The following is a 21,693-nucleotide window of genomic DNA, read 5'->3' as shown; positions in this document are numbered from 1 at the left end:
GATGTTATATAAAGAAGACGGACCAGTCCAAATTTTGTTACACTAAAATCAAAAAATAGTTGTTAAAGTAATGTAAACCACTGTAGATAGCTTTAAAGATTACCATTACATTTGTTCTTTTATGAAGAACCCCTTAGAAAATAAGAATATCACTTCTTTTAAAAACAAAGCTTTTACACTTTTTACAAAGGTTTTAAAGTATCTAGAAATCAGTTTTAGATTTGCTGCTTTAAAATTTCACAGTGCTATAAAAAGAAAATGGGTTCGTTATCCTTTACTCGTTATAGGGTCTTTGTTCTTTATATTTTCAATATTCTTTCTGAGTATTTATATGGGAGTTTGGGGAGATCTTCCTTCTAAGTATGAACTTACACATTTAGAGCAATCGCTAGCTACACAGCTTGTTGATCGCAACGGAAAGAACATAGGCAAATATTATATTTTTGATCGTAGACCAGTAGGTTTTGATGAAATTCCATCACATTTAAAAGATGCATTAATAGCTACCGAAGATGCTCGTTTTTACAAACACGATGGTGTTGACAAACTAAGTTTAATGCGTGTATTCTTCAAAACACTTCTTATGCAAAATGAGTCTTCAGGAGGTGGTAGTACGCTCACGCAACAGTTAGTTAAAAATATCTACGGAAGACCCGGCGGAGGAACTTTCAATCTTATTGTTTCAAAATTTAAAGAGTTCATAGTTGCACAGCGTATTGAAGAAGTTTACACTAAAGACGAAATAATAAATCTCTATCTCAACACTGTTCCGTTTCCTGATAACACGTATGGAATAGAGAGTGCTAGTCAGAAATTTTTCAATAAAAACACAGAACTTTTAACCTTAAACGAAGCGGCAATATTAGTTGGTTCTCTAAAAGCAAATAACAGCTATAACCCGCGTGTACATCCTGACCGTGCTAGAAAACGAAGAGATGTGGTAATCAACCAAATGCTTCGGTATAAGTATCTAAAACCTCAGGATACTATTGGCATGGAGCGAGATACGATCGTTTTGAGTTATCAGCAAAGAACAGATTTAGGCATAGCGCCCTATTTTAGAGAACTTATACGTAAAGAGGCTAAAAAACTTCTTAAAAATTATTCTAAAGCAGACGGAAGCGCTTATGACCTCTATCAGGATGGGTTGATTATACATACTACGTTAGATAAGCAAATGCAAGAATATGCAGAGGCCGGAATGCGTGAGCATATGGCCGCTTTGCAAACTCAATATGAAAAAGCATATGGAAATTATGCTCCTTGGAAACGCAAATCAATTTTAGAACCTAGCTTAGAGAAACTACCCTATTATCAAAAATTGACAAAAGATAGTATTTCTGGTGAGGCACTTGAAGACTCTCTCAATTTTAAAAAAAATCGAAAAATATTTGACTGGAATAGCGATGAAACAATACAATCAATTTCGGTTAAAGATAGCTTAGCACACTACCTATCATTACTCAATTGTGGTTTTGTAGCTCTTGATCCTGAGACTGGTGGCGTATTAGCCTATATTGGAGGTATTGATTTTGAAAATTTCAAATACGATCATGTGAGTCAAAGTGAGCGTATGGTAGGATCTACTTTTAAACCATTTGTTTACACAACTGCATTAGAACAAGGAGTTGATCCGTGTACTTATTACAGTGGAGAACAAGAACTTTACTATTTCAACAATAAAGAATGGTCACCATCAAATTCAGGTGGTGAGGGTGAAGATTTACAATATTCTTTAAAAGGAGCTTTGAGTAATTCGGTTAACACCGTTGCTGTAAAAGTTTTGCTAGATGTAGGCATTGGTAAAGTTATCAATCAAGCTCATAAAATGGGGATTCCTTCAAAATTACCTCAAGTACCTTCACTTGCTTTAGGAACAGCACAAATAAAAATGCGCGATCTGGCTTCTGCTTATACTTCATTTGTAAATGGAGGTAAACCAATGAAGCCTTTCTATATCACTAAGATTGTGGACCGTACAGGTAAAACTATTGCAGATTTCACGCCAGAGACATCAGAAAAATCTGTAATGCGTAATTTTACAAGGCAAGCAATGATAGAAATGATGCGTGGGACTGTAAGTGAAGGGACCGCAACCCGACTAAGGTATACATATAAGCTTAAAAACGATATTGCAGGAAAGACCGGAACCACTCAGGATAACAAAGATGGTTGGTTCGTAGGGATTACTCCTTATATGGTAGCAGTGACCTGGGTAGGAAACGACGATTATAGAATAGGTTTTAGTAGTACAGGTTTAGGTGCTGGTGCAAATTCGGCTTTGCCAATTTATGCAAAGTTTATGCAACGTCTTAATAATGACACGACCTATGCTTCTTTAACCAAACAGCGGTTTAAGGCGCCTTCTTCTGAAGTTGCTGATGCACTTAACTGCCCTCCTATTGTAAAAGACAGTACTTCACAAGTGCGTCAATTTTTTGAGTCTATATTTAGTAAAGAAGAGCAAAAATTCAGAAAAAAGGTTTATCTGGATAATAATGGTTCTATCATAAAAACAGAAGAAGAGCCATTACCAAGCGAAGAGGTTAATCAAGACGAGGAAGAAGATACTAGAAAAGGATTCTTTTCGTTCTTAAAAAGGAAAAAGAAAAACGATGAGGATAATTAGGTTGGTTCTTGTCATATAATTAAAAAAAACATAGATAAATGCTAAAGTTATCATAAAGAGTGCATTTTAATTTGATTTTACATTTATCCATGTTATAATACATCCTATTTACTTAAAAAAAATAAATTTCATATGAGACAACTCAAAATCACCAAGCAGGTAACCAATCGGGAATCAAAATCTTTAAACACCTATTTACAAGATGTAAGTAAACTCGATATGATTACCGCTGATGAGGAGGTCGAGTTGGCACAACGTATTCGTGAAGGCGATCAGATTGCTTTAGAACGATTAACGAAGGCTAATTTGCGTTTTGTGGTATCTGTTGCAAAACAATATCAAAATCAGGGTTTAAAATTACCTGATTTGATCAACGAAGGAAATGTAGGTCTTGTTAAAGCGGCAAAGCGTTTTGATGAAACACGTGGTTTTAAGTTTATCTCTTATGCTGTGTGGTGGATTCGTCAATCTATTCTTCAGGCTATTTCAGAGCATTCAAGAACGGTGCGTTTACCTCTAAATAAAATTGGTACAATAAGCAAGATCAACAAAGCCTTTTCTTATTTGGAACAAAGTTTAGAACGTCCACCGTCTGCAGATGAGATTGCAAAAGAACTGGATATGACTGTAGCTAAAGTAAAGTTAGCTATGAAGAATTCTGGTCGTAACCTTTCTATGGATGCACCCTTTAAAGAAGGTGAGAACGATTCTAATCTTTATGATGTTCTAAAATCTGGGGAGTCTCCTAATCCTGATGCAGATTTGATGCAGGAATCTTTAGGAACTGAGATTGAGCGTGCTTTAGAAACATTGTCTCCTCGTGAGTCTGATGTAATCAAATTAAACTATGGCTTAGGTGGTGAGCAACCTCATACCCTTCAGGAAATAGGTGAAATGTTTGATTTAAGCCGTGAGCGTGTGCGTCAGATACGTGAAAAGGGAATTAGAAGATTGCGTCACACTTCTAGAAGTAAAGTGCTTAAAACTTATCTAGGATAAGAGTTTACCTCCTAAAAGTGAAAATAAAAAAAGCGCTGCAATTAAATTGCAGCGCTTTTTTTTTTAAACCACCACAGGGTAAACCCATAAAGTAGTTTATTGTTTAATGGTCTTAAACTATTCAATCACGATATCAAAGCTTTCCTGAACATCTGTTTCCCCGGCTGCATTAGTTATATCACCTTCACTAACACCTTCTGCATCTTTTGAAGGCTGGTGTCTTAAAGTAATGGTGAATATCCCAGATGAAGCAGTACCTGCTTGTAAGTTAAAGGTTAAACCAACAGGATTAGAAACGTCGTTATTGAGATACGTGTTTTCTGAATCGGTGTAAGCAAAATCAGCATTTAAGCCAGAAGAAGCTTGGTAGAAAAACTGATGCTCATCTGCTTCTTCTTGAATTTCTTCATTGATTACTTCGGCTGGAGTTTCAGTTTCATTTTCTAATAATACGCTTCCATTGTAAAGCATTCCGGCTTGTAAAGATCCAGAAACAGTGATCACGGGTTCATCAGGACCATCTCCATCAAGATCTCTTGATTCTAAGGTAACAGTTTCTCCGGTTTGTGGTACAAGGGTTACGGTGATCGTGGTGATCACTTCCTCTTCATTGATTTCTTCAGGCGTGTTATCATCGTCAGAAGAACACGAGTTAAGACCAATTACGGCTACAAGAGCCATTGCAAATAATTTAGTTGCTTTCATAAATAAAAAATTAGGGGTTAATAATTAAATTTTAATTGAATTCTAAAGTTTCGTCCTAGATCATCAGCAAAATAGCGCTGGCGATTTAGGTAATCACGATAGGCGGTGTTTAATATATTATCTACATAAAAGCCTACGGTTAATGTAGATTGTTTAAATACATCAAAATCAACGGATGATGTTAAATGAAATAAGCTGTATGCTTCTGGTGTTCGGCTTACTTCTACCCTTTCAGTAGTTTGCTCGCCGGCATCGTTGATATAAGTAACCTTAAAGTCATTATCTGGAAAACGAGTTTGCATTAAAACACTCTGATTGCGTAAGCCTAATTTGAGATTATTCCACTCAGGTTTTTGAAATCCAAACTTGGTATTTACGTTAGGTGCCGGCATATCAATTAATGGGCGATTACGATCTAGGTCTTCTCCATTTACGTAAGCGAATACCGTTTGTAGGTCAAAATTTTCATTAAAAATATAAGCGGCTCGCAAGTCAACCCCAAACAATCGCGCATCAACTTGACCGTATTGATATACAGGAAAAGCTCCTCTATTCGTATACTGCAATCCACTTGGTTCCATAATGATAAAATCATTAATATGGTTGTAATATGGGTTGATCCCAAAGCTTAAACCTTCGATTTGACCGGTAAATTCAACACTGGCTTTGTAAGATTGTTCTTGATTTAGTCTTAAGTCACCGAGTTCAATAATCGCCGCAGAATGATGCAAACCATCACTAAAAAGTTCCGCTGGATTAGGAGCTCTAGAGGCACTGCTCAAGTTCAATTTTAAATCCCAGTTTGGTTTTATTCGATATCGAGCGCCTACAGTCCCGGAAAAATTATGGTAATCAAAAACAGGATTCACGAGCAGCTGACTATCTGATCGGCTAACCACCAGATCTCCATATTCCTCTTCATATCCCCGACTTTCCCAGCTGCTGTTTAAATAATATTTTTGTGCATCTACCTGCATAAAATCATATCTAATTCCACCATCTAAGCGCCATTCTGGCGACAGATCCACGTCGGCGGTAGCATACACGCCTGCAGTGTACATCTCATAATCAGGAATCAGTCTTCTAATTCCGGTATTGGGATCTGGAAAATTTTCTTGATAGGAAACTTCTGCACCAAAGTTGGCTTTAAAATCTGTTGCCGCATCATAAAGAAAGTTAGATGCCAAAGTATGAGTCGTTAATCTTAAGTCTAATGAAGGTTTATCCCTGTCATCACCTCGGCGAATATCAAACTCCTTTCGGTTATTTTGCTGAAAAGAGTAATCCAGATTGAGCTTTCCGGCATTTTCAAAGCGTTTGTAAAAGCTGAGTTTAGCTAAATGATGAGAAACATCTTGTTTAGGAGCGTTGATATCATAGGTGAAATCACGCACATAATTGGGTTCTCCATTATTTATCGCACGAATCAAATCGCTCAAATTACCTATATGACTGGCTCTTAAAATACCAATTTCTGAATTGTAGAAGCTATAGTAAGCATCAAATCCGTAAGTGAATTTGTTCAGTCCGAATCCCACTGAAAAGTCGCGTTCTCTCAAGCCTGTGTTGGTTAGTACATAATCAGGAGCACGTAAATCGCCCGCATATTTAGCAGTACCTTGACCTTGAACATAAAATCCGCTTTTATAAGCTTTCAGTAGACTGGTGGTTAGTCCTATACTTCTTCCGTTGCTCGCACCGCTTAAAATAGTTTTACCGTATAATGTATCTTTTATTGGAGCTTTCGGCGCGTTTGTAACAATTACTCCACCAACGGCATCTCCGCCATAGCGTAATGCGCTAGCGCCCTTTACAACTGTAACATTTCCTGCAGCATTAATATCAAGATTTGGAGCGTGCTCAACACCCCATTCTTGATCTTCCATTCTTGTACCATTGTTTATAATTAAGACCCTACTGCTGTGTAAACCGTTGATAACAGGTTTTACAACCGTGCTTCCGGTATTTAGCGAGGAAACTCCGGGAACTTCCCGTAGCGCATCCCCTAAACTGGCATTGCTGTATTGCTCTAAAGTTTCGGAATGTAAAGTAGTTGAAACACTAGACACCGAACCCTTATTGGCATTTTCCCCCTGAACAGTAACAGCATTCAGTTCTTCGGTATGATGCTCTAATTTAAAATCGCGTGTGACATTCTTAGTAACTTCTACCGTAAATTCTGCTACTTCACACTCGGGATGAGTAATTGTAATCGTGTAGGTCCCCACACATAAACCTTCTAATTTATAATTTCCATCAAAATCAGATAACGCATAAATCTCATAGCCATTTACACTAAGGGTAGAATTTACTAATGCATCCCCATCGTGAAAATCACGCACGACACCGCTAATGCTATAATTACATTGTTGAGCCTGAAGCTGAATCCCCAGAAACAGCATAAGCATCAAACTGAAAAATTTCATATTTGAAAAATTGTATCCTTTTACAGGATGATTATCAGTTTATTTAAAAAAAGTTTTGGTGCAAATCAAAAATGTTTACAACACAAACCTGATAATAAGACTGCTCTCATTATCTATAAATAACCCAAAGGAATATGGGCTTAAACTGATACGGGCGGTGCTTTATTAAGCGAGATGCCAAAAGGAAACCGGTTTATTTTAATAAAGTCAGTATAAAAAACCGGAGTATTATAAGATGCAACTGGCGATTGCAACTGAAAATCATAAACAGGAGGTAAATCAAAATCTAAATTTTGTTTCTGTTTATGAGTAAGCAAACACAACTCACAATGCGATCCTTTTACAGAATCGTTGTCGTGAACGTATTTGTGAATATCTACAACTTTAAAAGCAAAAATAGCCAGTACCAGCAAAATGCTGAGGGCGGCTTTAATATTTTTACTTTTTGAAATCATAGTGCGAAATTAAGACAAAGTTATTAGAATGTATGAAACAAACTTACGATGAGCTGCCCTTTTGTTTGTGTATTAGTTACTTCGCGCATATACGAAAGTTCAGCTCTAAGACCAGATCTTATTTGATATCCCACTCCACCAAATAACCAAGTGCGGTCGTAAAGGCTTACAGTCTGACCCTTACCTATTTGCTGCTGACCGTTAACAAAGAGTTCTCCTGCGACCCAAAGAAAAAATGTTTTAGGGCCCATCGTTTTTTTATTCAATGGAAGTTTCGCATTTAAAAAATATCGGTATCGCGTTCTAAAATCTTGATTTTCCACAAAGCGTTCTTCTAAACGGATGCGGTGTAATATTGCAATACGACCTTCAAAAAATTGATTATTCCAGATGAGATCTTGATACAGTCTGTTCTCAAAGCTTTGCTCATTACTAGGGCCAAACGTCCCACTATTAAAATAGGAGTAACCGGCAACTGCTCTTAGAGAAGATCCCGGAATCTTATAGGATAATCCTGCTCTTAAAATCAATTGCTGAAAATCATTAGTAACATTAAAACTACGCTGTTGTATATCAGCCATAATGCCAAAATTACTTTCGCCAAAATCTGTGTCAAAAAAATATCCGTACCAGGCACCCAATTCGTGGTTACCCTTTTGCGCTTGTACACCTCCAATTGAAAGTATTATAAAAGCAAAAGGCAGAAATAATATTTTTGATTTCTTAAAAGAATTATGCATAAATAAAGACTATTGAGCCGGTACATTGGCATACATCTGGCTAAGTTTAAGCCTTAATTTACGCATATAATCTTCTTCTAACCAGTCTTTATAATTCTTTGTATTTTTCATAATACAATACGAATACAGACGTATGCGATATTGTATCTCTTCTTTGAGTTCCCGAGCTAGAATACGTGCATCAAAAACATCTTCTGTATTTTCAAAAACAATTTTTGCGTGCTGATTTATAGATCGCTCAAGCGCTTCTTTAGACTTTAAGCCTTTCGCAAAAACATCTTCGTACTCTTTTTTAATATCAAAATCTATACGCTCACTATTACTAAATTGTGCTCGTAATTCAGGAGGCATCACATATTCAAAATTGCGCTCAATTTCTTCGTCACTCACTAGATTTTCAAGGTAGAAATCAGGATATAAGAAAATATCATTCCAATCCATAGGTGCGTCCCACAGACCGAAACGCGCCATATTATTACCTAAATCTATAACTTCAAATTTTTTCTTGTTTGGTAACACACGAGATCCCCTACCTATCATCTGAAAATACAAGGTTAACGATCGCGTTGCACGGTTCAAAATAATAGTTTCCACCGAAGGTTCATCAAAACCAGTGGTCAAAATACTCACCGATGTTAAAATAGCATCTGGAGTATTCTTAAACCATTTCAAAATTTCTTTCCGCTCTTTATTGGTATGTGTGTTGTCTAGGTGTCGTACATCATAACCGGCTTCTTTAAAGGTTTCATATACATAACGGGAAGTATTGATCCCGTTATTGAAGATTAAAGTTTTAGTGCCTTTAGCTTGCTCTTCATAAGCAGCGAGTAATTTTTCTTGCATACTGTGATTGGTATACAAGATTTCAGATGATTTTACGGTGTAATCCCCATTTATACCAACCTGAAGGGTTTTCAAGCCTACATCATACGTATGCATATTGGCTTTCGCTAAAAAGCCTTTCTCTATTAGAGAACCTATACTCTCACCTATTATAAGTTTACGGTAGTTGTCTTTCATAGGCAACTTCACGTTAGAACTCAATGGTGTTGCCGTTACTCCTAATATAAAAGCATCTTTAAAATAGCTGAATAACTTTCTAAATGAATTGTAATGCGCCTCATCAATAATAACCAGGCCGATATCTTTTATATCTATTTGCTCATCCTGAAGGCGATTATTAAGAGTTTCAACCATCGCTACATAACACATGTAATCTTCATTTCCCTCAAGAGTTTTAACTTTGCTGTTGATGACCATATTAGGCACATCAAAGCCTTTCAGCATTTTTGAAGTTTGTGAAGAAAGCTCGATACGGTGTGTGAGAATAACAACTTTTTTCTTCTTTTCTGCAATGTATCTGCGTACAATTTCGGAAAATATAACTGTCTTACCACCACCTGTAGGAAGCTGATAAAGAAGGTTAAAGTCATCAGACTCCTCTTCTATACAGTTAAAAATTCTATCAAGATCATTCAGTTGATAGCTGTATAATTCTTTGCCGTTACTCGTGTCTTGCTCTAGTGCCTTTTTACTCAAAAGTTAGGTATATTTAAATGGTGAATTTTGCAAAAATAAGGCATTTAAAGGGCTTCTCGAAAAATTGCAATAGGAATTGTAGAATTAATAATTTTGACTAATTGTTTCCCAAAATAATAGTCAGAGATAGCCAAAATTTTAAAAGGGTGATAAAAACTTTAGTTACCCCTATATAAAATTGAAAAAAATAAGCAAAGCACAACATTAGAAAATACCTAATCTGTTACCTTTGTGTCAAAATAAAACAGACCATTTTGAAGAATCCAAAAGCGATAAAACTTATAAATAAGCTCATTGATGAAGTTGAGCAAAACGGTATCATTACAAATACTGTTGTAGAAGATTTGCAAAACCTAAGACCGTTTGCGGTTGAAGAAAAGCGTCCTTTATTAGCAAAAACCATCAGGTTGGTATTTGAACATATAGAAGCGTACCAAACTTTTGATATTCCAATTCCTGAGGAAGAGCCTATTGAAGGATATGAAGATTTACTTGAAGAGGAAGAAGAAACCACTTTTGTTCCTGCAGAAAGCTTACTTTACTTGCTTAACCTAGTTGCAGAGCCTGAAAACAAGACTAACCGTCTTGATTTAAGAGCTTATGTTGAATCGCTACAAGAATATGCTGAAGAGCACTAATCAGTTATAGCTTTAAAAAATTTAAAAAACAAAAACCACTTGCTACAAGCAGGTGTTTTTTGTTTTGATCAAATTGATAAACTTAGTTCTTTGGTGGTTTAGAAGGTCTCACCTCTATTTTACTTGGTAGGGTACGTGGATTCATTTTTAATAAATCTACCACTAATTCGCCTATATCTTCACTTTGAATTTTCCAATTGTCCTTATTAGTAGGTTCATTACCATTAAACTGCGTAGCTACAGAACCCGGCATTATAGTAGAAACTTTAATATCATCCTGCCTTAAGTCTAACATAATTGCCTGAGAAAAACCGGTTAAACCAAACTTACTCGCATTATAAGCAGATCCATTTGCAAAGAAATTAGTTCCTGCAAGACTTGATATAGTAAAAATGTATCCTTTAGATTGTTTCAAAGCATTTAAAGAAGCTTTTACACTATAAAAAACACCTGTTAAATTGGTATCTATAGTTTCTTGCCACTGATCAACTGTCATATCTTCAATACTTGCAAAATGTCCTAAACCGGCATTTGCTACTAAAACATCAATTTGACCAAACTCTGCAATAACAGTATCTACCGCCTGGATTTGACTTTCCATAGAACGCACATCTGCTTTCACACCTAGGGCCTTTCCTTTACCGTTATTATTCAATTCCTTAGCAGCTTTTTCTGCAGCTGAAATGGTTCGGCTGGTTATGGCTACATTCATTCCTAATTCTAGAAGAGCTTCTGCAACTCCCCTACCTATTCCTTTTGTTCCGCCTGTTATTAAGGCGACTTTATTTTTAAATTTCTCCATATTTTAAAAATAAGGCTAATTGCAGTTTTAGCACGATTGGCTAAATTAAAGTTTTCATAAATATGAAGTTTTATAACAATATTAGCACCGCTATTTTGTTAGCGCATAAACCATACGTTATATTTGCAAAAAAATTAATGAGTCAGAACACCAAAACCAAGAAAAAGTCTAGAATCAGACTTTTACATCAATATTATAAATTCACAGGATTTTATTCTTTTTTAGGCGGAAGTCTCAAGAAAGCACTTACTCCTATTGTGTTATTTATAATAGCACTTCTTTGTGTTCATTATTTTGTTATTGACATTAACGATCTGTTGGTTAAAATGACAGATACATTCCCTCCTTTTTGGGTTCTTACTGTCTTTTTTATTTCTGAAAGTATTCTCGGGCTTATTCCACCAGAAATCTTTATTGCGTGGAGTGATAAGATGCCAGACCCTATATTGTACCTTTCTTTAATTGCTGTATTATCCTATACTGGTGGTATTATAAGTTATTTTATGGGTAGAGCATCAACTAGAATTAATGCTGTACACGAATACCTTGAAGTTAAGATGGCAAAGCATCTTAAAAATGCCCGAAAATGGGGCGGTTTTTTGATCGTTGTAGGAGCTATTTTACCAGTACCTTTTGCAGTTAGCAGTATGGCTGCAGGGATGATTAAATATCCATTTATTAATTATTTACTTTTCGGCCTGTTACGTTTTGTGCGCTTTGCAATTTATGGAGCCGCAATATTCAATTTAGTCTAAATGATTAAAGCTTTCCAGATCATCAGTATTTTAGAAGGAATCTCGTTACTTCTGATATTGTTTGTTACTATGCCCTTAAAATATGGTTTTGACAACCATGGCCCCAACCAAGTAATCGGTATGGCTCACGGCCTTTTATTTTTGACCTATGTAGTACTGGCCATTTTAGTCAAATATGAATTGAACTGGAATTTTAAGACACTACTTATTGTTTTACTTTGTTCTATAATCCCTTTTGGAACATTCTGGATGGATAAGCAATATTTAAAAGGAAAAGCGTAAAGCAACATAATTATGAAAGCATTTCTAGTTTTGATTTTAATTTTAGTTTCTGGCTTTGTTTCAGCTCAACAAACCGAAAAACCTTTAGTTAAATTAGATACTCTAAAAGATGGCTTTACCTATGATATTAGATATGCTAGCGATAATAACTTTTTAAAAGAAGCTTTCTACGATTGTGCCGCTTGTTATTTACGACCAGAAGTTGCTGAAGCTCTAAAAGAAGCCAATCATTACTTCTGTGAAAAAGGGTATCGTATCGTTCTTTTTGACTGCTACAGACCGGTGAGTGCCCAGAAAAAAATGTGGGCTGTTTACCCAAATGCACAATATGTAGCAAATCCGTATACTACGGGCTCTGTTCACAATCGTGGTGCAGCTGTAGATATAAGTCTCGAGAAATTAGATGGTACTCCGGTTGATATGGGTACTGATCACGACTTTTTTGGCAGAGAAGCACATATAGATAATAGGACGCTCCCAAAAGATGTTTTGGCAAATAGAAAATTACTTCAAGAGGGGATGATACGCTGTGGCTTTGAGACTATTCGTACAGAATGGTGGCATTTTAACTACAAAAAAAATTACTCTTACAAAATCATCGACTTCGATTTTGAATGTAATTAACACGCTTCAATAAAATTTTAGAACCAGCTTCAAATTACTATTAATTCATTTTTTTTAGGTGAATTTTAAACAATTCGCGTTTTCACCTGTTATATACTGCGAAAAAATCAAGTTTAAAGCTTCAGTTTTTGTCTTATTACACAAAATTATCTTTATAGTGAGGTAATTCTTTTTGATAATAATTCTTAAAATCACTCGGTTTTGACCCGGATTTTCCCAAATCCTTGTTAAAAGACAGTAGCTCAAAAACCGACCACTCTTTTTCCACGTAAGTTTCAATAAGTATTAATAACCAAAGAAACTCAAATTATGAAAAAGAAAAAATCAATTGAGGTAACAACTCAAACTGTAGGTAGAAACCGCAGAAACTTTTTAAAAGTAAGTGGTCTTGCTATAGCAGGTTCAGGTTTATTGTTAGCATCATGTAGTGATGACGATGATAACGGAAATATGCTAGGTGGTACTTTTGATTTAGGTACTGGTGACGTAGGTGTTTTAAATTATGCTTATGCTCTAGAACAATTAGAGGCCGCTTTTTATACTAATGTAGTGAACGGTTCTTTTTATGCCAGTGCCTCTGCTGATGAAAAAGCAATCTTATTAGATTTATACAATCACGAGGTGAATCACCGTGAATTCTTTAAAGCCGCTATTGGCGCAAATGTTCCTATGGAGCAACAACTTACTGCTGATCTAGAATTCGATTTTAGCTCTGTAGATTTTGGCGACAGAGATTCAGTATTAACTACTGCTAGGATATTAGAAGATACAGGAGTTAGTGCATACAACGGCGCAGGTCAATATATTCAGACTGCTGCTTATCTTACTTTAGCTGGTAAAATTGTATCTGTAGAAGCCCGTCACGCCGCAGCTATAAGAACAATAATTAATGGTAGTGCAGATTACACTGCATTTGCCGGAGACGATATCATAGATGATAACGGTCTTGACTTGGCTGCATCACCTGCAGATGTTATTTCTGCAGCAGGAGGGTTCTTTGTAACTCCATTTACATACAAAAAACCACAAGCGTAATTACTAACCATTAAAAAAATACCGAAATGAATTTAATAAAATTTTTAGACGAATTTACTACTGATAAATTACAAGAGCCTAACACATCCAGACGTGCAATGTTTGGTCAATTAGGAAGCTTGACAAAAAAAGCTGCAATCGCTGCCGTACCATTTGGATTGGCTACAATGTCTAACAAAGCTATGGCTCAATCCAGCTCTAGTGTTGTTGATGTTTTAAATCTAGCTCTTACATTAGAATATCTTGAAGATGAATTTTATGCTATGGCTCTAGATTCTGGTGTACTTTCAGGAAATGCTAAAGCAGAAGCTATATATATGCAAATCTCAAAGCACGAATCACAGCACGTTGATTTCTTAACTGCTGCTATAGAAGGTTCAGGTGCTACACCCGTGGCAAAACCTACTTTTGATTTTACAGTTGGTGGTGCTTTTGATCCATTTAATGATAATGGCGCTGGGCAAGCAACAGCTTATGCACAATTATTAGCGCTAGCTCAAGCATTTGAAGATACTGGAGTACGTGCATATAAAGGTCAGGCAGGAAACCTAATGGGAAATCCGGGTGTTCTAACTGCTGCTTTACAAATACATTCAGTTGAGGCAAGACATGCATCAGAAGTAAGAAGACTTCGTGGTCTTGAGGGATGGATTACAGGAAACCAAAGAGGAGCTGGTATGCCAGAAGCTACACAAGCTGTATATGACGGGGCAACTACCGAAGCGAATATTATGCAAGGTGGTTTAGATGTTACAAGTCTTGGTTCTGGATCTCCATTTACTGTTGACGCTTCTACTCAAGCATATGATGAGATTTTAACTGGTGATGAGGCTGTTGCAATAGCAAGTCTATTTATAGTATCATAACAATTAAGTTTCTTTTGTGAATGCAAAAACCCTGCTTTTATTATAAAGGCAGGGTTTTTATATTTTAAACTATGTGTTATAAATAAAAAACTCCCGAAGTATTACACTTCGGGAGTTTTTTATTTGAGCTAGAAAAGAAGCTTATTTCTTCTTCTCTACCTTTGCAGGCTCATTTAATTTTTTTGTTAGTTCTAAAGACAATGCAGAACGCTCAAATTTTAATTTACCGGCACCTGATTCTAGGATTACAGTAGTGTCATTCAAGTCTAAAATTTTTCCGTGAAGCCCGCTTTTCGTAATTACACGATCTCCTCTTTTTAATTCTTCAGCAAATTTCTTTTCATCCTTTTGACGTTTCATTTGTGGGCGTATCATAAAAAGATACACAACCGCGATCATTAAAAGAATGGGTAAAAAGCTTGTTAATTGTTCCATTTATAGTTGCTTAGCCGTTTGTTGCTGCAGGACCTTCAGTAGGTTGTACAAAAGCGGTGATTTTTACAGTTTCAGATCCTTTTTCAGTATTAGATTTTACAGTAACAACTTTAGTTACCGAATTTAAACCACTACCGTTATATTTTACCAAAAGTTCTCCTGTCTCACCTGGTTGAATAGGCTCTTTAGGATAACTTGGTACGGTACATCCACAAGTACTTGTTGCATCAACAATAACTAAAGGTGCCTTGCCTGTATTTTTAAATTTAAATACATGCTCTACAGCTGTACCACGTGCGATATTTCCAAAGTCATATGCACTTTCTTCAAATTCCATCGAAGGAAAAACAGTAGCATCTGCATCACGAGTTGCTGCCATTTCTACATTTTCTCCTTTTACTTTGTCTGATGCGTTGTCTTTACAACTTGTAAACGCTAATGCAGCCACTAGACCAACTGCAAGAAATGCTTTTTTCATAATAGTTTTATTTTTTAGGAATTCAAAAATACAATTTTATTTATTACTCAATCAAGCCCCTACCTGCTTTGTTTAGCCTGCTTTCCTTCTTATACTTTTTAACCAAACGATCTAAGACACCATTCACAAAAATGCTACTCTTAGGTGTTGAATATTCTTTAGATAATTCTAAATATTCATTAATAGTCACTTTAATAGGAATTGATGGAAATCTTAAGAATTCGCAAAGTGCCATCTTAATCAGTATCTTGTCTAAAGCAGCTATACGGTCTTGATCCCAGTTGGGTGTATTTCCTAAAATCTCTGCTTCGTATTCTCCATTGTTGCGAGCGGTACGCAACAGAAGGTCTTTAGCATATTGACGATCTTCTTCGTCTTTATATAATTTAGGAATGATTGTACTTTCTGGAGAATTAGGCTTAATCTTCCCGAGTCGCTTAACAATTGTTGTATTTACAACAGGCAGGTCATCTACCCAAGTAATGCGATAATCCTCTAAATAATCGTAAAGTTTGTTATTAGGAGCTACGTATTCGCTGAAAAAATCGATAACAAAATCGCGGTCTTTTTTAAAATCTGATTCAGTATCAGACATATAAGCCTCATAAAAGTCGCTTTTCATAAGTTCGTTATAAATTAAAACAACGTACTCATTATCAAGCCTCCAATTATTAAGCTTTGCTTTCTTTAGTTCTTTCTGAAGCAATTCGTTCTCAGAAAGTTTAACTAAAACTTCATTGTTAATAAATTTAAGATTGGGATTTTTTTCAGATTCTGTAGCCAGCATTTTAAGCTGAGAACGCTCCATCATGTCCTTTGCATGCGCGTGAATTTCAACAACCAGATCTATCAATACCAGATAGAGATCGTACATCTGAGCGGTACTCGCGTTCAAGAATTTCTCTTCTTTAAGTAAATCAGGTTGTTCTGACTGACTTAAGGCGTAAAGTGCTTGCATTACTTTGATGCGAATGTGCCTTCTGTTAAGCATAATTTTAAAGAACTTAGGTTGTTTGAGATTATAATAACTTAAAGCTGAACGGTAGTATACCGAAAAGTTCAAAAACGTTGCAAAAATACATTTTATTAGGGTTCTAACCACCCTAATTACTTTTTTATCTCAAAAAACTCTGTACGCGTTTTACAGTCTAAACACGTATCTTTGCCCGGCTCTATATAAAAAAGACTTATGGTCAAAACCTTAGATTACGAGCCTGCCCGAAGAACTACGATTTATGAAAGAACTTCAACATCTCAATAAGTATTTTAAAAAATACAAATGGAAGCTCATTTTGGGCTTTTTTATTGTTTTGATAGCCCGCATATTTGCCATACTTACGCCTAAATTTTCTGGCGATATGATTAAGTATGTAGAAGATTATTTGAATAACGGTGGTGAATTGAGTGCCTTGAAACACCAACTACTTGTTACGCTTTTGATGCTTTTGGGAGCTGCCCTACTTTCAGCATTTTTTACGTTTCTCATGCGTCAAATGTTTATTGTTGTTTCTCGTTATATGGAAGCAGATCTTAAAAACGAGGTTTATGAGCAATACCAGAATCTTTCGCTCAATTTCTACAAGAAAAACCGTACTGGTGACTTAATGAATCGTATTAGTGAAGATGTAAGTAAAGTACGTATGTATTTAGGCCCCGCTATTATGTATGGTGTTACGACTGTGATACTTTTTGCAACAGTGATACCCTATATGTATTACAGCGCGCCAGAACTCACATTGTATGTACTAATCCCGTTACCTATTTTATCTGTTGCCATCTATCAATTAAGCAGACTCATTCACAAACGCAGTACAGTTGTTCAACAATATTTATCGCATTTAAGCACATTTACTCAAGAATCCTTTAGTGGTATCGGGGTGATTAAAGCCTATGGAATAGAGCCGCAAACGTATAAGAATTTTGAAGAGCTAAGTGAAACTAATAAAGATAAAAATCTAGATTTAGTAAAAGTTCAGGCCTTCTTCTTCCCTTTAATGATTGCTTTAATTGGCGTAAGTAACTTATTGGTTATCTATATAGGTGGAAAAAAATACATAGACGGAAGCATCCCTGATCTAGGCGTCATTGTAGAGTTTCTTATTTATGTAAATATGTTAACCTGGCCTGTGGCTTCTGTAGGATGGATCACTTCATTAGTACAACAAGCCGAAGCTTCACAAAAGCGTATTAATGAGTTTCTCAAGGAGAAGCCAGATATCGTAAACTATACAAATGAACACACACCTATCGACGGAAGTATTCGTTTTGACAAGGTTACATTTACGTACGAAGACACTAATATTACAGCCTTAAAAGACATTTCTTTTGAAGTAAATAAAGGAGAAACTTTAGCCATTATCGGTAAAACCGGTTCTGGTAAATCTACTATCTTAGAGTTGATAGGTCGCCTATACGACACTACAAATGGAACGATAAGCATAGACAAAACTCCTATTGAAAAACTCAATCTAAAAGACTTGAGAACCGCTATAGGTTATGTTCCACAAGAAGCTTTTTTGTTTAGCGATAGTATTAAAGAGAATATCAAATTTGGTAAAAAAGATGCTTCTGATGAAGAAGTTATACAAGCAGCTAAAAATGCTGTTGTACATAAAAATATAGTTGATTTTTCTAAAGGCTATGATACAATTCTGGGAGAACGGGGTATTACCTTAAGCGGTGGGCAGAAACAGCGTGTTTCTATCGCTCGTGCCATTATTAAAGACCCACAGGTTCTTTTATTTGATGACAGTCTTTCTGCAGTAGATACAGAAACCGAAGAAGAAATTCTATCAAATCTAAAAAAAATCGCTGCTGATAAGACTACAATTCTTGTTAGTCATCGTATTTCTTCGGCTAAAAATGCCGATAAAATTATCATTCTTGAAGAAGGAGAGATCATACAACAAGGTAAGCATGAAGATCTGGTAAAACAACCGGGTTATTATCAAGAACTTTACCGCAAACAACTTGATGAAAAAGAAATGGAATAAAATTTTGTACGCCAACTAATTTTTTTCCATTTTTGACAGAATAAAGCGTATTAATTAAACCAAGATTATGAGCAATAATGAAATGAAGGGGAATGATGAGATATTCTCGAAAGTGTTAAGAGCAGGGCGTCGCACCTATTTTTTTGATGTACGTTCTACACGTGCAGGAGATTATTACCTAACCATTACCGAGAGTAAAAAATTCACAAATGACGATGGTTCCTTTCACTACAAGAAACACAAAATTTATCTTTATAAAGAAGATTTTGATGGTTTCTCTGAAATTTTAAATGAAATGACCAGCTACATCCTTAATGAAAAAGGAGAAGAAGTAATTAGCGAACGTCACCAGAGCGATTATGTTAAAGAAGAGGACAAAGAGCCGGTTTTTGAAACAAAATCTGCAAAAGCATTTACTGATGTAAGTTTTGACGATATTTAAAAAATTGACAACTTAGATTTTAAAGCCGCATTATTTGCGGCTTTTTTTATACCTCAATTTAAAGGATTCAGAATTTTGAATAATAAATTACGCTATACTAGTTACTCTTTTTAAGCATTTAGTATAAATGGAAAAACGGTTTAGATTTAAAATTGATATCTTTAAAATCGTTCGTAAACTACCTCGGGGCAAGCCCGCGAGGCAGTTTCGTTAGAAACAAATTTTCAATCTCGCGGCAAGCCTCGGAGTATTAAACCCATTGGCAGTGCCAATAAATCATTTCATAAAGAATATGAAGCAAATGCTACTTAGAGTTTTTCTACTCCTGTTTATTCCTTTTACCTATGCGCAAGTATCGCATCCTACACTAGATTATTATTTACCAGATAATGTAAGTTACAATCCCGAGATTCCCACTCCAAAAGAGCTTTTGGGCTATGTTCCCGGTGAGTGGCACGTAAGCCATGATTTGCTGGTGAGTTATATGGAAAAAATGGCTGCAGCCTCTCCTCGCATTGCTATTGAAAACCGCGGAAGAACATTTGAAGGCAGGCCTATATTGCTATTAACAGTTACATCACCCGAAAACCATAAGAATATTGCTGAAATTAAAAATCAACATGCAGCACTTACATATAGCGGCTCAGAAAGCTTAGACACAGATTCAATGCCTATTGTCACCTATCAAGGGATGAGTATTCACGGTAATGAAGCCAGCGGCTCTAACGCAGGATTATTAGCTATCTATTATTTAGCTGCTGCAGAAGGGCCCGCCATTGATTCGATGTTAGAAAATGTGGTGATTTTATTTGATCCTTCTTTTAATCCTGATGGGTTACAACGCTTCTCGTATTGGGCAAATACCAATAAAAATCAAAGCCTTACTTCAGATCCTCAGGATAGAGAATACCGTGAAGTGTGGCCTGGCGGGCGTTATAATCACTATTGGTTTGACCTTAACCGCGATTGGCTTCCGGCAGAATTACCAGAATCTCAGGCACGTATTAAAACCTATCACGCGTGGCATCCTAACATCTTAACAGATCATCACGAGATGGGTAGCAACTCTTCGTTTTTCTTTCAACCGGGAATTCAGAGTCGTACGCATCCTTTGACTCCTAAACTCAATCAAGAATTAACCGCAGAGATTGGTAAGTACCACGCTGCAGCATTCGATAAAATTGGTTCGTTTTATTATACCGAAGAAGATTACGATGATTTTTACTACGGAAAAGGTTCAACTTTCCCTGATATTAACGGTAGTATAGGTATTCTTTTTGAACAAGCCAGTTCACGCGGGCACATACAAGAAACAGACAACGGATTGCTTACATTTCCTTTTACCATAAGAAATCAACTTACTGCTTTTCTTTCAACTATTGAAGCAGCACAAGCCATGCGTACTAAACTTCTTAATTATCAACGCGATTTCTATGCTAACTCGAGATCAGAAGCAGGTGGTGATGCCTATATTTTTGGTAGTCAAAATGATCCTGCTCGTGCAGCTCACTTAGCACAGTTACTACAGCGTCATCAAATTTCAGTTTATGAAGCTGATAAAGATTATGAATCAAAAGATTTAAAATTTGACAAGAATAGTAGCTATGTGGTGCCTAAAAATCAAAAACACAGCAGACTTCTTAAAGGCATGTTTGAAAAGCGTACCACTTTTGAAGATAGTCTTTTCTATGACATTTCTGCCTGGAGTTTTCCGCTGGCATTCAATCTTGATTTTAGTGAGAATGCGCCAGCAAGCTTGGCTAGTACTAAAATAGATAGCGTGTCGCTCCCAACACCTTTAACGCTATCCAAAAGTGATTATGCTTATTTACTTCCGTGGGGAGATTATTACGCTCCACAGGCATTAAACGCTATTTTAAATGCAGGTTTACGTGCTAAAGTTGGGATACAACCTTTTACTTCAGGAGGAGTTATTTATGATTATGGGACGGTGATGATTCCTGTACAGAATCAAAAAATGAATGCCGAAGAATTAAATCAATTTTTAGATAAAGTAGCTAAAGATGCACATCTTACCATAAATCCTGTAAAAACCGGCCTAACGGAAGGAATTGATCTAGGAAGCCGAAAATTTATCGCATTAGAGCCTCAAAAAATAGCACTTTTAGTTGGCGATGGAATTAACGCAACGGACGCCGGAGAAATCTGGCATCTTTTAGACACCCGTTTCCACATCAGCATCACAAAACTAGACACTAGAAGTTTAAGTAGGACTGATCTATCTAAATACACAACACTCATAATGCCTACAAGTGGCTGGGGTGGCGGTATAGACGAGTCTAGCGCTGATAAAATTAGTGAATGGGTTCGCAGTGGCGGAAACTTCATTGGTTTTAAAAATGCTGCTCGCTGGATGAAACGTCAGGGATTAATTGACTTCACAACTGTAGAAACCGAAAATCCTGCGACTGATGTAACTTTTGAGCAACGTAGAGACTTCAATGGAGCTCAGGTTATAGGTGGTGCTATTTTCAAAGCAAAAATAGATCGCTCCCACCCTATTGCTTTTGGATATGACTCTTCAGAAATTAATCTTTTTAGAGATACAACACTCTTTATAGAGACTGATGATACCAGCTATAAAAATCCTATAACATATACTGATGAACCTTTAGTAAGTGGTTATATAAGCGATATAAATTATGAAGCTATTAAAGGGACCAGACCATTTGTGCAGCAGTCTAACGGTAGTGGTAATGTCATCCTATTTACAGATAATACCAATTTTAGAGCATTCTGGTATGGTACTACAAAACTGTTTATGAATGCTATTTTCTTTAATAAAGCTATGTAAACAGCATATACTTAAAATAAAAAAGCTCGTGTAGA

The 21,693-nt window shown here is 36.1% G+C and carries 20 protein-coding genes; 11 read left to right on the top strand and 9 right to left on the bottom strand.

Features of this window, described 5'->3' with window-relative positions:
* Positions 1 to 121: 121 nt before the first annotated feature.
* Together DSM02_RS12930 and DSM02_RS12925 are read left to right on the top strand one after the other, a co-directional pair.
* Complete coding sequence (locus DSM02_RS12930; RefSeq protein WP_128766040.1) at positions 122 to 2,629, top strand: transglycosylase domain-containing protein; 2,508 nt, start codon at positions 122 to 124, stop codon at positions 2,627 to 2,629.
* 132 nt (positions 2,630 to 2,761) lie between these two features.
* Positions 2,762 to 3,628 carry a sigma-70 family RNA polymerase sigma factor gene (locus DSM02_RS12925; RefSeq protein ID WP_028375116.1) on the top strand — a complete coding sequence of 289 codons (867 nt, stop codon included), beginning with the start codon at positions 2,762 to 2,764 and terminating at the stop codon, positions 3,626 to 3,628.
* A gap of 117 nt (positions 3,629 to 3,745) precedes the next feature.
* Here the strand turns inward: DSM02_RS12925 and DSM02_RS12920 are convergent, their stop codons facing one another.
* From DSM02_RS12920 to DSM02_RS12900, 5 genes are all read right to left on the bottom strand, one after another.
* Positions 3,746 to 4,333 carry a type 1 periplasmic binding fold superfamily protein gene (locus tag DSM02_RS12920; protein WP_128766039.1) on the bottom strand — a complete coding sequence of 196 codons (588 nt, stop codon included), beginning with the start codon at positions 4,331 to 4,333 and terminating at the stop codon, positions 3,746 to 3,748.
* Positions 4,334 to 4,350: 17 nt separating this feature from the next.
* On the bottom strand, positions 4,351 to 6,759 hold the full coding sequence (locus tag DSM02_RS12915) for a TonB-dependent receptor (protein ID WP_128766038.1): 2,409 nt from the start codon (positions 6,757 to 6,759) through the stop codon (positions 4,351 to 4,353).
* A 140-nt stretch (positions 6,760 to 6,899) separates the two neighbouring features.
* A complete protein-coding gene (locus tag DSM02_RS12910; RefSeq protein WP_128766037.1) occupies positions 6,900 to 7,214 on the bottom strand; it encodes a hypothetical protein in 315 nt (104 codons plus the stop codon).
* Positions 7,215 to 7,237: 23 nt separating this feature from the next.
* Positions 7,238 to 7,954: a DUF2490 domain-containing protein gene (locus DSM02_RS12905; protein WP_128766036.1), complete on the bottom strand. Its 717-nt coding sequence runs from the start codon at positions 7,952 to 7,954 to the stop codon at positions 7,238 to 7,240.
* Between the two features lie 9 nt (positions 7,955 to 7,963).
* A complete protein-coding gene (locus DSM02_RS12900; protein ID WP_128766035.1) occupies positions 7,964 to 9,493 on the bottom strand; it encodes a DEAD/DEAH box helicase in 1,530 nt (509 codons plus the stop codon).
* 254 nt (positions 9,494 to 9,747) lie between these two features.
* On the opposite strand from DSM02_RS12900, the gene DSM02_RS12895 reads away from it, so the two are divergent.
* The gene (locus DSM02_RS12895) at positions 9,748 to 10,131 is read left to right on the top strand and encodes a hypothetical protein (protein WP_128760949.1); all 384 of its coding nucleotides are present in this window, start codon (positions 9,748 to 9,750) and stop codon (positions 10,129 to 10,131) included.
* Between the two features lie 82 nt (positions 10,132 to 10,213).
* Here DSM02_RS12895 and DSM02_RS12890 read toward each other — a convergent pair whose 3' ends face one another.
* The gene (locus tag DSM02_RS12890) at positions 10,214 to 10,933 is read right to left on the bottom strand and encodes an SDR family oxidoreductase (RefSeq protein WP_128766034.1); all 720 of its coding nucleotides are present in this window, start codon (positions 10,931 to 10,933) and stop codon (positions 10,214 to 10,216) included.
* A 137-nt stretch (positions 10,934 to 11,070) separates the two neighbouring features.
* Here DSM02_RS12890 and DSM02_RS12885 point away from each other — a divergent pair, with 137 nt between their 5' ends.
* From DSM02_RS12885 to DSM02_RS12865, 5 genes are all read left to right on the top strand, one after another.
* The gene (locus DSM02_RS12885; RefSeq protein ID WP_128766033.1) at positions 11,071 to 11,688 is read left to right on the top strand and encodes a YqaA family protein; all 618 of its coding nucleotides are present in this window, start codon (positions 11,071 to 11,073) and stop codon (positions 11,686 to 11,688) included.
* Positions 11,689 to 11,970 (top strand): DUF3817 domain-containing protein, encoded by a 282-nt coding sequence (locus DSM02_RS12880; protein ID WP_128766032.1) that lies wholly within the window; start codon positions 11,689 to 11,691, stop codon positions 11,968 to 11,970.
* Positions 11,971 to 11,982: 12 nt separating this feature from the next.
* Complete coding sequence (locus DSM02_RS12875; protein WP_128766031.1) at positions 11,983 to 12,594, top strand: M15 family metallopeptidase; 612 nt, start codon at positions 11,983 to 11,985, stop codon at positions 12,592 to 12,594.
* Between the two features lie 309 nt (positions 12,595 to 12,903).
* Positions 12,904 to 13,629 (top strand): ferritin-like domain-containing protein, encoded by a 726-nt coding sequence (locus DSM02_RS12870; RefSeq protein WP_128766030.1) that lies wholly within the window; start codon positions 12,904 to 12,906, stop codon positions 13,627 to 13,629.
* Positions 13,630 to 13,655: 26 nt separating this feature from the next.
* Entirely contained in the window at positions 13,656 to 14,495 is an 840-nt protein-coding gene (locus DSM02_RS12865) for a ferritin-like domain-containing protein (protein WP_128766029.1), read from the top strand.
* Positions 14,496 to 14,636: 141 nt separating this feature from the next.
* On the opposite strand, the gene yajC is transcribed toward DSM02_RS12865, so the two are convergent.
* Genes yajC through DSM02_RS12850 form a run of 3 tightly spaced genes read right to left on the bottom strand, consistent with a single transcriptional unit; the run spans position 14,637 to position 16,399 of the window.
* The gene (yajC, locus tag DSM02_RS12860) at positions 14,637 to 14,930 is read right to left on the bottom strand and encodes a preprotein translocase subunit YajC (protein WP_073097317.1); all 294 of its coding nucleotides are present in this window, start codon (positions 14,928 to 14,930) and stop codon (positions 14,637 to 14,639) included.
* A gap of 10 nt (positions 14,931 to 14,940) precedes the next feature.
* Complete coding sequence (locus DSM02_RS12855) at positions 14,941 to 15,408, bottom strand: DUF1573 domain-containing protein (protein ID WP_128760956.1); 468 nt, start codon at positions 15,406 to 15,408, stop codon at positions 14,941 to 14,943.
* 43 nt (positions 15,409 to 15,451) lie between these two features.
* Positions 15,452 to 16,399 (bottom strand): transcription antitermination protein NusB, encoded by a 948-nt coding sequence (locus tag DSM02_RS12850; protein ID WP_164918311.1) that lies wholly within the window; start codon positions 16,397 to 16,399, stop codon positions 15,452 to 15,454.
* A gap of 244 nt (positions 16,400 to 16,643) precedes the next feature.
* Between DSM02_RS12850 and DSM02_RS12845 the strand changes: the two genes are divergently transcribed.
* The 3 genes from DSM02_RS12845 (at position 16,644) to DSM02_RS12835 (ending at position 21,658) form a co-directional block, all read left to right on the top strand.
* Complete coding sequence (locus tag DSM02_RS12845) at positions 16,644 to 18,401, top strand: ABC transporter ATP-binding protein (RefSeq protein ID WP_128766028.1); 1,758 nt, start codon at positions 16,644 to 16,646, stop codon at positions 18,399 to 18,401.
* Between the two features lie 67 nt (positions 18,402 to 18,468).
* The gene (locus DSM02_RS12840; protein WP_128760957.1) at positions 18,469 to 18,843 is read left to right on the top strand and encodes a PUR family DNA/RNA-binding protein; all 375 of its coding nucleotides are present in this window, start codon (positions 18,469 to 18,471) and stop codon (positions 18,841 to 18,843) included.
* A 292-nt stretch (positions 18,844 to 19,135) separates the two neighbouring features.
* A complete protein-coding gene (locus DSM02_RS12835; RefSeq protein WP_128766027.1) occupies positions 19,136 to 21,658 on the top strand; it encodes a M14 family zinc carboxypeptidase in 2,523 nt (840 codons plus the stop codon).
* Positions 21,659 to 21,693: the final 35 nt, after the last annotated feature.

The organism is Leeuwenhoekiella polynyae (genome assembly GCF_004104075.1).
GTDB lineage: Bacteria > Bacteroidota > Bacteroidia > Flavobacteriales > Flavobacteriaceae > Leeuwenhoekiella > Leeuwenhoekiella polynyae.
The sequence above is the reverse complement of the archived record's forward strand: the minus strand, read 5'-3'. Positions and strand labels throughout refer to the sequence as shown.

Coding starts and splice junctions, on each gene's coding strand:
- yajC (WP_073097317.1), bottom strand. CDS start 14,930: ATGGAACAATTAACAAGCTTTTTACCCATTCTTTTAATGATCGCGGTT.
- DSM02_RS12925 (WP_028375116.1), top strand. CDS start 2,762: ATGAGACAACTCAAAATCACCAAGCAGGTAACCAATCGGGAATCAAAA.
- DSM02_RS12875 (WP_128766031.1), top strand. CDS start 11,983: ATGAAAGCATTTCTAGTTTTGATTTTAATTTTAGTTTCTGGCTTTGTT.
- DSM02_RS12885 (WP_128766033.1), top strand. CDS start 11,071: ATGAGTCAGAACACCAAAACCAAGAAAAAGTCTAGAATCAGACTTTTA.
- DSM02_RS12870 (WP_128766030.1), top strand. CDS start 12,904: ATGAAAAAGAAAAAATCAATTGAGGTAACAACTCAAACTGTAGGTAGA.
- DSM02_RS12910 (WP_128766037.1), bottom strand. CDS start 7,214: ATGATTTCAAAAAGTAAAAATATTAAAGCCGCCCTCAGCATTTTGCTG.
- DSM02_RS12865 (WP_128766029.1), top strand. CDS start 13,656: ATGAATTTAATAAAATTTTTAGACGAATTTACTACTGATAAATTACAA.
- DSM02_RS12915 (WP_128766038.1), bottom strand. CDS start 6,759: ATGAAATTTTTCAGTTTGATGCTTATGCTGTTTCTGGGGATTCAGCTT.
- DSM02_RS12880 (WP_128766032.1), top strand. CDS start 11,689: ATGATTAAAGCTTTCCAGATCATCAGTATTTTAGAAGGAATCTCGTTA.
- DSM02_RS12905 (WP_128766036.1), bottom strand. CDS start 7,954: ATGCATAATTCTTTTAAGAAATCAAAAATATTATTTCTGCCTTTTGCT.
- DSM02_RS12890 (WP_128766034.1), bottom strand. CDS start 10,933: ATGGAGAAATTTAAAAATAAAGTCGCCTTAATAACAGGCGGAACAAAA.
- DSM02_RS12855 (WP_128760956.1), bottom strand. CDS start 15,408: ATGAAAAAAGCATTTCTTGCAGTTGGTCTAGTGGCTGCATTAGCGTTT.
- DSM02_RS12930 (WP_128766040.1), top strand. CDS start 122: ATGAAGAACCCCTTAGAAAATAAGAATATCACTTCTTTTAAAAACAAA.
- DSM02_RS12850 (WP_164918311.1), bottom strand. CDS start 16,399: ATGCTTAACAGAAGGCACATTCGCATCAAAGTAATGCAAGCACTTTAC.
- DSM02_RS12920 (WP_128766039.1), bottom strand. CDS start 4,333: ATGAAAGCAACTAAATTATTTGCAATGGCTCTTGTAGCCGTAATTGGT.
- DSM02_RS12835 (WP_128766027.1), top strand. CDS start 19,136: ATGAAGCAAATGCTACTTAGAGTTTTTCTACTCCTGTTTATTCCTTTT.
- DSM02_RS12845 (WP_128766028.1), top strand. CDS start 16,644: ATGAAAGAACTTCAACATCTCAATAAGTATTTTAAAAAATACAAATGG.
- DSM02_RS12840 (WP_128760957.1), top strand. CDS start 18,469: ATGAGCAATAATGAAATGAAGGGGAATGATGAGATATTCTCGAAAGTG.